General features: G+C 65.6%; 11 protein-coding genes, 1 other RNA gene and 1 pseudogene. 11 read left to right on the top strand and 2 right to left on the bottom strand.

Annotated features, from left to right (window positions below):
- Positions 1-56: 56 nt before the first annotated feature.
- The 3 genes from M529_RS30875 (at position 57) to M529_RS30865 (ending at position 3790) form a co-directional block, all read left to right on the top strand.
- Positions 57-1334: a Xaa-Pro dipeptidase gene (locus tag M529_RS30875; RefSeq protein ID WP_021317121.1), complete on the top strand. Its 1278-nt coding sequence runs from the start codon at positions 57-59 to the stop codon at positions 1332-1334.
- A gap of 173 nt (positions 1335-1507) precedes the next feature.
- A complete protein-coding gene (locus M529_RS30870) occupies positions 1508-2623 on the top strand; it encodes a glycosyltransferase family 4 protein (protein WP_021317120.1) in 1116 nt (371 codons plus the stop codon).
- Positions 2624-2668: 45 nt separating this feature from the next.
- The gene (locus tag M529_RS30865) at positions 2669-3790 is read left to right on the top strand and encodes a glycosyltransferase family 4 protein (protein ID WP_021317119.1); all 1122 of its coding nucleotides are present in this window, start codon (positions 2669-2671) and stop codon (positions 3788-3790) included.
- A 1-nt stretch (position 3791) separates the two neighbouring features.
- Here the strand turns inward: M529_RS30865 and M529_RS30860 are convergent, their stop codons facing one another.
- Complete coding sequence (locus tag M529_RS30860; protein WP_031294610.1) at positions 3792-4379, bottom strand: TetR/AcrR family transcriptional regulator; 588 nt, start codon at positions 4377-4379, stop codon at positions 3792-3794.
- Between the two features lie 116 nt (positions 4380-4495).
- Between M529_RS30860 and M529_RS30855 the strand changes: the two genes are divergently transcribed.
- Both M529_RS30855 and M529_RS30850 read left to right on the top strand, forming a co-directional pair.
- Positions 4496-5644, top strand: a complete 1149-nt coding sequence (locus M529_RS30855) for an efflux RND transporter periplasmic adaptor subunit (RefSeq protein WP_021317117.1) — start codon at positions 4496-4498, stop codon at positions 5642-5644.
- A gap of 4 nt (positions 5645-5648) precedes the next feature.
- Complete coding sequence (locus M529_RS30850) at positions 5649-8384, top strand: efflux RND transporter permease subunit (RefSeq protein WP_021317116.1); 2736 nt, start codon at positions 5649-5651, stop codon at positions 8382-8384.
- On the opposite strand, the gene M529_RS30845 is transcribed toward M529_RS30850, so the two are convergent.
- On the bottom strand, positions 8279-9643 hold the full coding sequence (locus tag M529_RS30845) for a transposase (RefSeq protein ID WP_013039168.1): 1365 nt from the start codon (positions 9641-9643) through the stop codon (positions 8279-8281). The genes M529_RS30850 and M529_RS30845 overlap by 106 nt on opposite strands.
- 70 nt (positions 9644-9713) lie before the next feature.
- Here M529_RS30845 and M529_RS48255 point away from each other — a divergent pair.
- From M529_RS48255 to ssrA, 6 genes and pseudogenes are all read left to right on the top strand, one after another.
- Positions 9714-10289, top strand: a pseudogene (locus M529_RS48255) (efflux RND transporter permease subunit); the annotation flags it as partial.
- A gap of 17 nt (positions 10290-10306) precedes the next feature.
- Positions 10307-11734, top strand: coding sequence for an efflux transporter outer membrane subunit (locus M529_RS30835; protein ID WP_031294606.1), 1428 nt, complete (start codon positions 10307-10309; stop codon positions 11732-11734).
- 82 nt (positions 11735-11816) lie between these two features.
- The gene (locus M529_RS30830; RefSeq protein WP_021317113.1) at positions 11817-12311 is read left to right on the top strand and encodes a methylated-DNA--[protein]-cysteine S-methyltransferase; all 495 of its coding nucleotides are present in this window, start codon (positions 11817-11819) and stop codon (positions 12309-12311) included.
- 50 nt (positions 12312-12361) lie between these two features.
- Positions 12362-12766: a DUF6766 family protein gene (locus M529_RS30825; protein ID WP_021317112.1), complete on the top strand. Its 405-nt coding sequence runs from the start codon at positions 12362-12364 to the stop codon at positions 12764-12766.
- Between the two features lie 90 nt (positions 12767-12856).
- Positions 12857-13369, top strand: coding sequence for a hemerythrin domain-containing protein (locus tag M529_RS30820; protein WP_021317111.1), 513 nt, complete (start codon positions 12857-12859; stop codon positions 13367-13369).
- Positions 13370-13384: 15 nt separating this feature from the next.
- Positions 13385-13728, top strand: a transfer-messenger RNA (tmRNA) gene (gene ssrA, locus M529_RS48250).
- Positions 13729-13986: the final 258 nt, after the last annotated feature.

Below are 13986 nucleotides of genomic sequence, written 5' to 3'. Positions count from 1 at the left end.
GTGATGCGCGGAATGTCCTCCCCGGCTGGAACCGGGGAGGGGCAGATGAAGGGGGAATGATGGTCGCAGGTCTTCGTTTATCCGTGGCGCTGGGCGCTGCGCTGGCCCTTGCCGCGCCGGCCCGGGCGGAGCAGGTGGTTGTCACCGCGGATCGCATGATCGACGTGCTGGCGGGCAAGGCGGTGGAGCATCCGGCGGTCTTTATCACCGACGGGCGGATCACCGGCGTCGCGGATGCGCGAACCGTACGTTGGGGCAGCGGCGTCAGGCACATCGACCTGACCGGCAAGACGATCCTGCCCGGCCTGATCGACATGCACGTTCACCTGACGGGGCTGGCCGAGGTCGGCGGCTATCAGAGCCTGCGCTACACCGACAGCTTCTGGACGGCGGTGGGCGTCGCCAATGCGCGCAAGACGCTGAAGGCCGGGTTCACGACCGTGCGCAATGTCGGCTCCGAGGACTTCGCCGACGTCGGCCTGGAGCAGGCGATCGACGGGGGCTATGTCCAGGGGCCGCGCATCGTGCCGGCGGGCTATGCGATCGGTGCTACCGGCGGCCATTGCGACGGCGGCGGGCTGCCGCCCTCCATGGACCGCAAGAGCCCGTCGGTCGTGGACAGCCCGGAGGAGGCGCGGGCCAAGGTGCGCTGGCTGCACAAATATGGCGCGCGGGTCATCAAGATCTGCGCGACGGGCGGGGTCTTCTCGCTCGGCGACTCGGTCGGCGCGCAGCAGCTGACCTTCGAGGAGATGAAGGCGATCGCGGACGAGGCGCACATGCTGGGCCTGAAGGTCGCGGCGCACGCGCACGGCAATGACGGCATCCGCACCGCGATCCAGGCCGGGATCGACACGATCGAGCATTGCAGCCTGGCCGACGACGAGACCATCAAGCTGGCCGCGCAGAAGAAGACGTGGTTCGACATGGATATCTATAATGACGACTATATCCTGGCGACGGGCATTGCGAACGGCACCGAGCAGGAGAGCCTGGACAAGGAGAAGTTGATCGGCCGCCTGCAGCGCGAGACGTTCCGCAAGGCGGTGCGCGCCGGGGTGCCGATGCTGTTCGGCACCGATGCGGGCGTCTATCCCCATGGCGACAACGGCAGGCAGTTCGCCAAGATGGTGGAATGGGGCATGACGCCGCTGCAGGCAATCCAGGCGGCCACGGTATCGGGCGCGAAGGCGCTGGGTTGGGAGGCCGATGTCGGCGCGATCGCCGTAGGGCGCTATGGCGACATTGTCGCGGTAGAGGGCGATCCGCTGCAGGACGTGACGCGGCTGGAGCATGTGACCGACGTCATCAAGGCCGGGGTGCTGGTGGAGTAGGGGATAGTTGGTGGGAATGGCGGATTGGGTGGGAGGCGGACGTCAGTTTCATCCTCCCCTGCCAAGGGAGGATGCTATGGCCGCCAGTGGCCGGAGCCTGACATTTCGACTAAGCGCCATCGATCAGTCATGGGGAAAGCGGCCATCATTCCAAGCCTTGAGGAAAGCGCCCCATGGGCCTGAAGGTCGCCCTTTCGGTCGAGGCGCTGTCGCCGCGCCTGTCGGGCATCGGGCGTTACAATCTGGAGCTGGTCCGGCGCCTGCGTGAAGAGCCGGGCTTGGAGGCGCTGCGTTTCTATCGCGGGACGCAATGGATAGAGGCGCCCGAGCGGCTGTTGATGGAAACCTCGCCGGCCGCGCGGCGCTGGCTTCGCCTGCCGCGCCCGCTGCGCGTCGCGCGCGACCGGCGGGTCGGGCGGGGGCATGTGTTCCATGGGCCCAATTATTTCCTTCCCGACTGGGTCGAGGGTGGCGTGGTCACCGTGCACGATCTGTCGATCCTGCGCTTCCCCGAAACCCATCCCGAGGAACGGCGGCGCTATTTCGAGCGGCGCTTCGCGGACTCGCTGGCGCGGACTGCGCATGTCGTCACCGACAGCGAGACGATGCGGCGCGAGGCGGTCGAGACGCTCTCGCTCGATCCGGAGCGGGTGACGGCGGTCCCGCTGGGCGTGGACGCGCGATTCCATCCGCGCAGCCGGGAGGAACTGGCAGGACCGCTGGCGCGCCATGGCCTTTCCACCGACGGCTATGCGCTCTGCGTATCGACGGTCGAGCCGCGCAAGCGCATCGCGGAGCTGCTGCTGGCCTGGGAGCGGTTGCCGGCATCGGTGCGCAGTCGCTGGCCGCTGATGGTGACGGGCGGCGAGGGGTGGCTGAGCGACGCCGTCCGCGCGGCCATGGAACGCGGCGCCCGAGAAGGCTGGGTACGCTATCTGGGCTACGTGCCGGAAGAGGAATTGCCGCTGCTCTATGCCGGAGCGGCGCTGTTCGTCTATCCGTCGATCTACGAGGGTTTCGGCCTGCCGCCGGTGGAGGCGATGGCGAGCGGCGTGCCGGCTCTGGTCGCCAATGCCTCCTGCCTGCCGGAAGTCACCGGGGCCGCCGCGATGCTGGTCGAGCCGGAGGACATTGCCGGCTTTTCCGCCGCGATCGAGCAGGCATTGACCGACGCGGCCTGGCGGGCGAAGGCAACCGCCACCGGCCTGGAGGTCGCTTCCGCCTATGGCTGGGATCGCTGCGTGCGGGAGACGGTGCGGGTGTACGAAGCGGTTGCGGCGAATTTATAGGGACAGCATGGACAGAAGCGACTTTCAGCAGGCCGGGAAGAGCCAGTGAGCCGGCAGGTCATCCTGTCCGTCGAGGCGCTCGACCCGGTGCTGACGGGCGTCGGCCGCTATGTGTGGGAACTGGTGCAGCGCATTCCCCGCGCGCCCAGCATCGGCCGCGTGCGCTTTCTGCGCAATGGCGAGTGGATCGCCGATCCGGCCAAGCTGCTGGTCGACCCCTCGCCGATCGAGCGGGCGCGCTGGCATCGCATCCTGCGCAAGAAGACGAAGCCGCAGCGCCAGTGGATGGAGCGGCAGCTGGCGCGGGCATCCGTCTGCCACGGGCCCAATTTCTTTCTGCCGGACATCGCCGAGACCGGCATCATCACGGTCCACGACCTGTCGGTCTTCCGCTTTCCCGAAACCCATCCCGCAGAACGGCGGGAGGAGTTCGACCAGCGGTTCGAGGATTCGCTGCGCCGCGCCGCCCATGTCATCACGGTGTCGGAAACGGCGCGAAAGGACGTGATCGACTTCACCGGTATCGATCCCGCGCGGGTATCGGCGGTTTATCAGGGCGTGGGAGCTGCCTTCCGTCCCCGCATGGCCGAGGAACTGCTGCCCGTGCTGTCGCGAATGGGGCTGATCCCGGGCGGCTATGGCCTTTGCGTGTCGACCATCGAACCGCGCAAGCGGGTAGCGGAATTGGTGCGGGCTTGGCGGATGCTGCCGGCGGGCCTACGCGTGCTGCGGCCGCTGGTACTCGCGGGCAGCTCCGGCTGGCTCAGCGACTCGATTTTCGAGGAGATCGCGCAGGGCGAGCGCGAGGGATGGTTGCGCTACATCCGCTATGTCGAGGAGGGCGATCTGCCGTTCCTCTACGCAGGGGCGGCGCTGTTCGTCTATCCGTCGATCTATGAGGGTTTCGGCCTGCCGCCCGTGGAGGCGATGGCGAGCGGCGTGCCGACGGTGGTTTCGGACGCGTCCTGCCTGCCCGAGGTGACGGCGGGCGCGGCGCTGCTGGCGAAGCCGGAGGATGTCGAAGGATTTTCCGGGCTGCTGCAGAAGGCGCTGCTCGATGAAAGCTGGCGTGCCGCTGCGCGCGACCAAGGGCTGGAAGTCGCCGGACGCTATAGCTGGGACCGCTGCGTGCGCGAGACGGCGGCGCTATACGCCAAGGTCAGGTAGCTCATCTCGCTGCGCGTAGCGCCGCCACGATCATCTGCGCGCCGCGCCGAGCTGTGGCGTCCGCGTCGAGATTGGGACGGGAAAGGGTGCGGTGGCCGAGGCCGAAGATGCAGGAAAGGATGACGTCCTCCGCGCCGTCCAGCGCCTCGCCGGACAGGTCGGGATTGGCGGCGCAGGCGAAATGGCGAAGGAAGCGGCGATAGCGCATGAACATGTCCTCTATCGTCTTTCCGACCGTTGCATTGCGCGTGCCTTCCGCCAGGATATCGAAGGATAGCGCTTCGTCCTTGTCCTCCAGCACCTGAAGCAGGAGCTGCTCGAAGGCTTTCTCCACGCTGAACTCGCCTGCGTCCAATCGCTCGCGAAGCAGAGTGGTCCGCGCGATATTCTCATCCACGTCGCTGGCCACGATGGCCTCGATAATGTCTTCCTTGCCCTTGAACAGGCGGTAGATGAGGCCGACCGATACCTGCGCGCCGTTCGCCAGTTCGGCCATGGACGTCTGGTGAAACCCCCTGTCACCGAACAGGCGCCGCGCGGCATCCAATATCCTCGCCTGCGCACCTGTTTCTTGTTTTGTCATCATCATTTTTTGGTTCAACCCCACCCGCCCCTTGAATATTATTTGCCAGTTTCCTACGTGCGCGGCAAGCGGAATGAACGTTCATTCCAAGCCAGGCACATCTGACAGGGATGGAATAGTCGATGCGAAAGGGGAACTTCTTCGGGCTGCTGGCCTGCGGCTCGGTGCTGGCGCTGAGCGCGTGCGGCAAGGAGCAGCCCCCCGCTCCGCCACCGCCCACCGTGGGCGTGGTCACGCTGAAAGTGGAAGCGGCGCCGCTGTTCAATGAGCTTCCCGGCCGTATCACCGCGTTCGAGACGGCCGAGGTGCGCCCACAGATCAGCGGCGTCATCCGCCGCCGGCTGTTCACCGAGGGCGGCTATGTGAAGGCCGGCCAACTGCTTTACGAGATCGACGACGCGCCCTACCGCGCGGCGCTGGGTCAGGCGCAGGGCGCGCTCGCCCGGGCGCAGGCTTCGATCAGCGCCACGGGCCTGCAGGCCCAGCGCTATCGCGAATTGGTGGGGATCAACGCCGTGAGCCGGCAGGAGCTGGACAATGCCGAGGCCGCGGCGCAGCAGGCCCGCGCCGACGTGACGGCGCAGCGGGCGGCGGTGCAGGCGGCGCAGGTCAACCAGAATTTCACCCGTATCCGCGCGCCCATTTCCGGCCGGATCGGCCGGTCGCTGTTCACCCCAGGCGCGCTGGTGCAGGCCGGGCAGGCCGACCCGCTGGCGACGATCCAGCGCACCGACACCGTTTATGTCGACGTGACCCAGTCGGCGGCGCAGATCATCGACCTGAAGCAGGCAATGAAGAGCGGCGGTATCAGCGAGGCGGACGGCGCGCGCGTGCAACTGCTGCTGCCCAACGGCAGCACCTATCCGATCGAGGGCCGGCTGCAGTTCGCCGAGGTGACGGTCGATCCCAGTTCCGGCGCTGTGACGCTGCGCGCGACCTTCCCCAATCCTGACGGGCTGCTGTTGCCCGGCATGTATGTCCGTGCACGCGTGGTCGAGGGGCAGCGCAGACAGGCCATATTGGCGCCGCAGCAGGGCATCACGCGCGACCCGCGTGGACGTGCCACGGCGCTGGTCGTGGGCGCAGGCGACAAGGTCGAGGCGCGCGAGGTGGAAACGGATCGCGCGGTCGGCGACAAGTGGATCGTCACCAAGGGGCTGAAACCCGGCGATCGGCTGATCGTCGAAGGGCTTCTGAACCTTCGGCCGGGCACGGTGGTCAAGCCCGGCGCGCCGCAGCAGGTGACCCAGGCGCCGGCCGGGGCGCGCTGACGCCATGGCCCGTTTCTTCATCGACCGACCCATTTTCGCATGGGTCATCGCAATCGTCCTCATGCTTGCGGGCCTGCTGGCGATCCGCGAGCTGCCGGTGGCGCAGTTCCCGGAAATCGCGCCTCCCACGGTGCAGATCAATGCGGTCTATCCAGGCGCCAACGCCGAGACGCTGGAAAGCACGACGACCCAGGTCATCGAGCAGCAGCTCAAGGGCATCGACCATCTTCGCTATTTCTCTTCGACCAGCGATTCCGCGGGCAATCTGGCCATTACCCTGACATTCGAGCAGGGGACGGATCCCGACATTGCGCAGGTCCAGGTGCAGAACAAGCTGGCGCAGGCGACGCCGTTGCTGCCGCAGGAAGTGCAGCAGCAGGGGTTGCGCGTCACCAAGTCGACCGCCGCCTTCCTGATGGTGCTCGCGGTCTATTCCGAGGACGGGGTGCATGACGACGTCGATGCGGCGGACTTCATTGCATCGACGCTGCAGGACCCGATCAGCCGCGTGACGGGCGTGGGCGACACGACGTTGTTCGGATCGTCCTATGCGATGCGCATCTGGCTCGACCCCTACAAGATGGCGACGCTGCGCGTCACGACGGGTGACGTGAAGAACGCGATCCGTGCCCAGAATGCGCAGGTTTCCGCGGGGCAGATCGGCGGCACGCCTTCGCCCGACGGGCAGGCGCTCAACGCCACCATCACCGCCCAGTCGCGCCTGAAGACGCCGGAGGAGTTCCGGGAGATACTCGTCCGCAGCAATCCCGACGGGTCGACGGTCCGCATGAAGGACGTCGCCCGCGTCGAAATGGGCGCGGAAAGCTACGGCTTCAAGGTGAAGTTCAACGGCCACCCGGCTTCCGGCTTCGCGATCCGGCTCGCGCCGGGCGCCAATGCGCTCGACACCGTGGAGGCGGTGAAGGCGCGCGTCGCCGATCTGTCCAAGACCTTCCCGACCTGGGTGAAATATGATTTCCCCATCGACAATTCGACCTTCGTCAAGCTGTCGGTGGAGCAGGTCGTCCATACCCTGGTCGAAGCCATCCTGCTGGTCTTCGTCGTCATGTTCGTGTTCCTGCAGAACTGGCGCGCGACCCTGATTCCAACTATCGCCGTGCCCGTCGTGCTGCTGGGGTCGCTGGCGATCCTCTACGCGGCCGGCTTCACGATCAACACGCTGACGCTGTTCGGCATGGTGCTGGCGATCGGCCTGCTGGTCGACGACGCGATCGTCGTCGTGGAGAATGTCGAGCGCATCATCCAGGAAGAGGGGCTCAGTCCCAAGGAAGCCGCGCGGAAATCCATGGACGAGATCAGCGGCGCGTTGATCGGCATCGGCCTGGTCCTGTCCGCCGTGTTCCTGCCGATGGCCTTTTTCGGCGGGTCGACCGGCGTGATCTTCCGCCAGTTCTCCATCACGATCGTATCGTCGATGGTGCTGTCGGTGCTGGTCGCGCTGATCCTGACGCCGGCGCTGTGCGCGACGATCCTGAAGCCGCACAGCAAGGATCATGGCGAACAGAAGGGTGTTTTCGGCTGGCTCGACCGCACCTTCTTCAGCTGGTTCAACCGGACGTTCGACAATGGCCGGCGGCGCTACGGCGACACGGTCGAGAAGGTGGAGCGGCGCTGGGGCCGCACCATGCTGGTCTATGCGCTGATCGTCGGCGGCATGGCATTCCTGTTCCTGCGCCTGCCGACCGGCTTCCTGCCCGACGAGGATCAGGCGCGCATCATCAATCAGGTGTCGTTGCCCGCGGGCGCGACGATCGAGGAGACCGAGCGGACTCTCGCCAAGGTGCGCGACTATTATCTGAACGACGAGAAGAAGAATGTGGATGCGGTATTCACCGTCGCCGGTTTCGGCTTCGTCGGGCAGGGGCAGAATGTCGGCATCGTCTTCGTTCGCCTTCGCGATTGGGAATATCGCAAGGGCAAGGAGAACGGCATCGCCGCCGTGGCGCAGCGCGCCAACGGGGCGTTCCGCAAAATCACGTCGGGCATGGTCATCGCCTTCGTCCCGCCACCGGTGCAGGAACTGGGCAACGCGTCCGGCTTCGACTTCCAGCTCCAGGACCTGGGCGGGCTGGGGCACGAGAAGCTGCTCGCCGCGCGCAACCAGCTGCTGGGGATGGCGATGGCCGATCCGCGCCTGATCCAGGTCCGGCCCAACGGCCTGGAGGACGTGCCGCAGCTCAAGCTCAACGTCGATCAGGCGGCCGCGGGCGCGCTCGGCATCGCGCAGGCCGACGTGAACGATGCGCTGGCGACCGCCATGGGCGGCTCCTATGTCAACGACTTCATCGACCGCAACCGCGTGAAGCGCGTCTATGTGCAGGCCGATGCACCGTTCCGCACCACGCCAGAGGCGCTGGGCAACCTGCATGTGCGCGGCAGTTCGGGGATCATGGCGCCGCTGTCGTCCTTCTCGACCACGCAATGGGCTTACGGACCGGCACGCCTGGAGCGCTTCAACGGCGTCCCGTCGATGCAGATCATGGGGGCTCCGGCTCCCGGCGTCAGCAGCGGCGACGCGATGCAGGCGATGGAGGAATTCGCCGCCAAGCTGCCGGCGGGCATGGGCTTCTCGTGGAACGGGATTTCCTATCAGCGCGGTGACGAAGTCGGTTTTCAGCCGGGTCTGTCAGCGCCTTCAGGGGTAAAAACGATGAGGAGCATGGCCCTTTCTCCGTCGAACTCGGCGACGAGGGCGATGACGAGCGCAACATCGGTCTGAACTACGAACAAGAATGCCTTGGATGCGCCCCTGGCGCCCCTCGGAGTGCCGCAACCGAACAGGGCGCGCATGAGAATGCCAAGATTGAACCCGGCGACGTGGATCAAATAACGCTTGTGAACATTCTCGCGCCCGCGCAGCCACGCGCGGCGCATGCCGCCGCGATCCAGGACGTGGGCAAAGCTACGCTCGACCATCTCACCACGCTTGCGCATCGCCTTGCGTCCGACGGCGGATTTCAGGCGAGACCGATTGGCGTAGACGGCCTTCTGGGCAGCCTCGTCGCCGTGCCAGCGCAGATATCCATTCGGCGGTGCCGGCTCGGCGATGCGCGTCTTCCAGATGTCGCCGTCGAGACCCTTGAGGAGCTCGCGCGAATGATAGCCTTTATCGGTCACAAGATCGCAGGGATCCCCGGACGTCGGCGCCAGGCCAATGTCGGCGAGGTTGCGTGCTGCCGTCTCCAGCGTGGCGTCGAGCGTTGTCGTGTCGCCCTTGTCGGCCGGGTGGATCGGCGCTGCCACGATAACACCCGTGTCGAGATCGACCGCGTGTTCGGGCTTGTAGGCCAGACGCGTCGAGCCGTTCTTCATCCGCGCGACCTTCGCGTCGGGATCGGTCTTGCTCGCCCAGTCCGCATTCGACAGCTTCTTGCCCTTGCGTTTGCGATCGAGCCGGACAAGGTCGTCGATCGTCGGCGTGTCGATGCCGCTCTCTTGCGCCATGCGCACCAGCATCTCGCGGTAGGTCTCGCCATTGTCACGCCGCACGATGGTACGCAGCGCGGCGTTCGCCTCCATGGTCGAGCCATCGACGCCGATCCGCTCGCCTTTCACCAGATCGTGCCCGGCGACGAGGGCCAGTACCCAGCCGAAGATCTGGTCATGTACCTCGTGCGGCAGGCGGCTCCGCGTCTTCGACAACCAGCTATGATCAGGGACCTTGTCGCGGCTCGACAGTCGCAGGAACTCCCGCAGCGACAGCGAATCCGAACAGCGCCAGACAATCCCGCGTTCGCTGTCGATGCCCTCGAAATAGCCGATCAGCAGCATGCGGAAATAGCGGCCCGGCGGCAGCGACGGGGCTCCCATCCGCGGCGCATAATAGGGCTTGCACGTCTTCTCGACAAAGCCATCGAAGCCCGCCTCGGCCAGCAGCTTCTGGAGCTTGTCGTAGAAAACATGCCCCGGTGAACGCGGTATCTCCGCCCACGTCACGATCAAATCGGACTGGACCTCGCTATCACGCCCCATCGCCATCGCCGCTAACCCGCCAGACAATCCCACTGCCGCACTGAATCAGCCACCGCCGACTTCGTCAACGGCCTGCTATGAGGAACGGACGGCGGGCGGACAGGCGCCGGCGCTCTATGCGCTGTCGCTGCTGATCGTCTTCCTGTGCCTGGCCGCGCTCTATGAAAGCTGGTCGGTCCCGATCGCCGTTATCCTGGTGGTGCCGCTGGGCGTCATCGGCGCCGTGTTGGCATCGACCCTCGTGGGGCTCAACAACGACATCTATCTTCAGGTGGGCCTGATCACCACGATCGGCGTGTCGGCGAAGAACGCGATCCTGATTGTCGAGTTCGCCGAGGAAAAGATGCGGGAAGGGATGCCGGCCGCGCGAGCCGCGCTGGAGGCGGGCAAGCTGCGCCTGCGACCGATCCTGATGACCAGCTTCGCCTTCATCTTCGGCGTGCTGCCGCTGGCGGTATCGACCGGGGCGGGTGCGGGCGGACAAAATGCGATCGGCTGGGCGGTGGTCGGCGGCATGCTGTCGGCGACGGTGCTGGCGATCTTCTTCGTCCCGGTCTTTTTCACCGTGGTGAAGCGCCTGTTCCGCGAGCATCACCACGGCGCGCACGAGCAGGAGGCTGGGGATGTGCCTGCCCAGCCGCAGGAAAGCTGAGAAAGTCCATGAAGACGATGACCACCATCCGACATCTGCTTTCCGGCGGCCTGCTGCTGAGCCTGGCGGCGTGCGACATGGCGCCCAAATATGTCCGGCCCGAACTGCCGGTGCCGGCCGACAGCCCGCAAGGGCCAGCCTATCCGCAGGACGGCGGTGCGGCCGCAGTCGCCGCCGCCGATACCGCTTGGCGGGACTTCTTCGTCGATCCCCGCCTCGCGCGAGTGATCGACACAGCGCTGGCCAACAATCGCGACCTGCGCATCGCCCTGGCCAATGTCGAACAGGCGAGGGCGCAATATCGCGTGCAGCGGGCGGGGATTTTCCCCACCGTCAGCGCCAATGGCAGCGCCACCTACCAGGACCAGCCCTTCGCCCAGCAGGGGCCGGGCGGCGGCGCAGGCGGAATTTCCGGCCGGACCGACATCTATAATGCGTCGGTCGGCATCTCCGCGTGGGAGATCGACCTGTTCGGCCGCGTGCGCAACCTCAGTCGGGCCGCGCAGGAGCAGTATTTCGCTTCGGTCGAGAACCGCAACGCGGCGCAGGTGGCCCTGGTCGCGGAGATCGCCACCGCCTGGGTCACCATGGCCGGCGATCAGGAGCGGCTGCGTATCGCGCGCGGCCTGGAAGCGGCGTTCGGACAGACGCTGGAACTGACCAGGGCGCGCTTCGCCAAGGGGATCGCGTCGGAACTGGAAGTGCGGCAGGCGCAGACCAGCTACGACCAGGCCCGGTCCGACATCGCCCAGGCGACGACACTGGTGGCGCAGGACCAGAATGCGTTGAACCTGCTCGCCGGCACGACGCTCGGCGCAGATGACCTGCCGTCCACCCTGCCGGAAGGCGACGTGACGCTGGCGAACCTGCCCGCGGACCTTCCGTCGACCCTGCTGCTGCGCCGTCCCGACATCGCCGCGGCGGAGCATCAACTGCGCGCCGCCAACGCCAATATCGGCGCGGCGCGGGCTGCCTTCTTCCCCACCATCTCGCTGACGGCGGCGTTCGGCACACTCAGCCTGGGGCTGTCGAACCTGTTCGGGTCGGGCAGCGACTACTGGTCGGTGGCGCCCTCGGCGCGGCTGCCGATCTTCGACTTCGGGCGCAATGCGGGCAATCTGCGCTATGCGCGGGCGACCTATGACGCGATGGTCGCGACCTATGAGAAGAGCGTGCAGACCGGCTTCCGCGAGGTTGCCGATGCCCTTGCCCGGCGCGGCACCATGACCGCGCAGCTGGAGGCGCAGACGTCGCTGCGGGATTCGGCGCAGACTGCCTATCGCCTGTCGGAGGCCCGGTTCCGTGCGGGGATCGACCCGTTCCTGACGACATTGGATTCGCAGCGCGCGCTGTACACGGCCGAGCAGTCGCTGCTCGCCACGCGGGTGGCGCGGGCGGCCAATATGATCGAGCTGTATCGTGCGATGGGCGGCGGGCTGAAATAAATAGCCGCTTTTGGCCGCAAGGTCCGGGAAGGCGTGGCGGAAAGACAGGTCTATCCCTTCCGCAGGCAGGAAGGAGAAGACCATGCTGGGATTCAGGACTTTCGCGTCGCCCGTGGGCGAGTTGGGGCTGGTGGCAAGCGACACCGGGCTGGTGGCCGTGCTGTGGGAGGATGACGATCCGAAGCGAGTGCGCCTTGCGGAACGGGCGGCGCGGCACGATCATCCGGTGCTTGAGGAAACGGCGCGGCAGCTCGACGGATATTTTGCGGGCGAACGCCGCGCGTTCGACCTGCCTCTGGATTTTCGAGGGACGGATTTTCAGCGGGCGGTGTGGGGCGCGCTCCTCGCCATACCCTTTGGCGAGACGCGCAGCTACGCACAGGTGGCGCGGGCGATCGGACGGCCGACGGCCAGTCGAGCGGTGGGGGCAGCCAATGGCCGCAACCCCATTTCCATCATCGCGCCCTGCCATCGCGTCGTCGGCGCCGACGGTGCGCTGACCGGCTTCGCGGGCGGTCTGGAGGCGAAGCGCTACCTCCTCGACATGGAAAGGGGACGACAAGGCCTCCTGTCCTGAACCAGCCCTGCCGGCGGGCGTTCTTCCGTCTCCGCTCGAGGAGGAGGAAGATGATGAAGCGCTACGCCTATGGCTGGATCACGGCCCTGTTTTTCCTGGTGTCGATCGCGGGGCACTGGCTGTTCGGCTGGTGGGCCTATGTCGATGAGGCGCAGGCGCATGGGCAGCCGCCGGAACTGGCGGCCTATGCCATCGAAATGGGCCGTGACACATTCGAAAACTGGCAGTCGGAATTCCTCCAGCTCATCTGGCAGGTCGTGGGACTCGCCTATTTCCTCTATGTCGGATCGCCCGCCTCCAAGGAGAATGACGATCGGCTGGAGGCGAAGGTCGATGAACTCATGAAGATGGTGGGCGGCGAGAAGGCGGAAGAGCTGCTTGCAAAGATCGATGCGCGCTATCTGCGCACCGACGGGCATGCAAAGCCCCATGCGCATGACGTCGGCTACGAATGAGAGGCAGCTTGATCCAGAGCAGTATGATTTCCTGGAACCCGTGAGCGCCTCGACCGCTTCCATCGCGCCCGGTTTCATGAGGAGGACAAGATGGTGCAGGAACAGTTCACGGACGCGATTGCTCTTTTGAAGGCCGACCACCGCAAGGTCGAGGATCTGTTTGAAAAGTTCGAGACCGCCAGCGCCGCCGCTCGCAAGCGCGATATTGCCCGGCAGATCTGCCTGGAGTTGAAGGTCCACACCATGATCGAGGAGGAGATCTTCTATCCGGCGTTTCGCGGGAAGATCGAAGACGACACATTGGACGAGGCCTATGTCGAGCATGACGGCGCCAAGGTGCTGGTGAACGATATAGAAGCGGGATCGCCGGAGGACGATTTCTATGACGCCAAGGTCAAGGTGCTGTCCGAGGAGATCAAGCACCATGTCCATGAGGAAGAGATGCGGGGCGAGGGCATGTTCGCCCAATGCCGCAAGACCGATGCCGACCTGGTGGCGCTGCGCGACGCGATGATCGCCCGCAAGCAGGAACTGATGACCCAGGCGAAGAGTGCCGGCCTGCCGCCCGCCGAGCCGCGCGTGGTCAATCTCGCCATCGCTTGAACGCGTCATGGGGAAGCGGTTGAAAATCGCGGCCGTTTCCCCCATATGGATAGTGCCGGGTTCGCCCGGCTATGGTGATAAATCGTGTCGTGCAATAGGCGCAGCGGACCCGGGGGCAGTACCCGGCGGCTCCACCAAAAGCCCCGTCGAACGGGGTGTTCTGATGGGGCCGAACTAGGATCGACGTGTGTTGAAAAGCGGTGCCTTCACCCGGCCTGAGTACGCCGTAAAAAGGTTCAAAACCTACAAGTGCCAACGATAACGAGGCTCTTGCTCTTGCTGCGTAATTGATGGCCTCACGGCCTGACATTACCCAAAAAGAACGCGGTTGAACCCACCGGGCAACAGAAGGGAATTCAGCGGCCGCCGGAGGGGCCGGGCAACAGAACCCTCCGGACCCTTCCCCACAGATGTTAAGCTGACGCCGTCCCGCCAGGGCAGGGCGGCCGTCGCGATTCGAATCGCGGGATTTTTTTGCTTCATCTTTCGATTGCACTTTTATGACAATATGGCGAAAATGTCATAACACTCTGATTCTTATGCTATAAAATTTGCTTGCGTGGCCTCCCGCCCATCTTGCTGCCATGTCATCAAAGTGAAATACTCCTGGCTATGAT

The organism is Sphingobium ummariense RL-3 (genome assembly GCF_000447205.1).
GTDB lineage: Bacteria > Pseudomonadota > Alphaproteobacteria > Sphingomonadales > Sphingomonadaceae > Sphingobium > Sphingobium ummariense.
Note: the sequence above shows the minus strand (reverse complement) of the source record. Positions and strands in the feature narration are given on the sequence as shown.

Excerpts from the sequence above, each read along its gene's own strand:
- M529_RS30875 (WP_021317121.1), top strand. The coding sequence starts at position 57 with ATGATGGTCGCAGGTCTTCGTTTATCCGTGGCGCTGGGCGCTGCGCTG.
- M529_RS30870 (WP_021317120.1), top strand. The coding sequence starts at position 1,508 with ATGGGCCTGAAGGTCGCCCTTTCGGTCGAGGCGCTGTCGCCGCGCCTG.
- M529_RS30860 (WP_031294610.1), bottom strand. The coding sequence starts at position 4,379 with ATGATGATGACAAAACAAGAAACAGGTGCGCAGGCGAGGATATTGGAT.
- M529_RS30855 (WP_021317117.1), top strand. The coding sequence starts at position 4,496 with ATGCGAAAGGGGAACTTCTTCGGGCTGCTGGCCTGCGGCTCGGTGCTG.
- M529_RS30850 (WP_021317116.1), top strand. The coding sequence starts at position 5,649 with ATGGCCCGTTTCTTCATCGACCGACCCATTTTCGCATGGGTCATCGCA.
- M529_RS30845 (WP_013039168.1), bottom strand. The coding sequence starts at position 9,643 with ATGGCGATGGGGCGTGATAGCGAGGTCCAGTCCGATTTGATCGTGACG.
- M529_RS30835 (WP_031294606.1), top strand. The coding sequence starts at position 10,307 with ATGACCACCATCCGACATCTGCTTTCCGGCGGCCTGCTGCTGAGCCTG.
- M529_RS30830 (WP_021317113.1), top strand. The coding sequence starts at position 11,817 with ATGCTGGGATTCAGGACTTTCGCGTCGCCCGTGGGCGAGTTGGGGCTG.
- M529_RS30825 (WP_021317112.1), top strand. The coding sequence starts at position 12,362 with ATGATGAAGCGCTACGCCTATGGCTGGATCACGGCCCTGTTTTTCCTG.
- M529_RS30820 (WP_021317111.1), top strand. The coding sequence starts at position 12,857 with ATGGTGCAGGAACAGTTCACGGACGCGATTGCTCTTTTGAAGGCCGAC.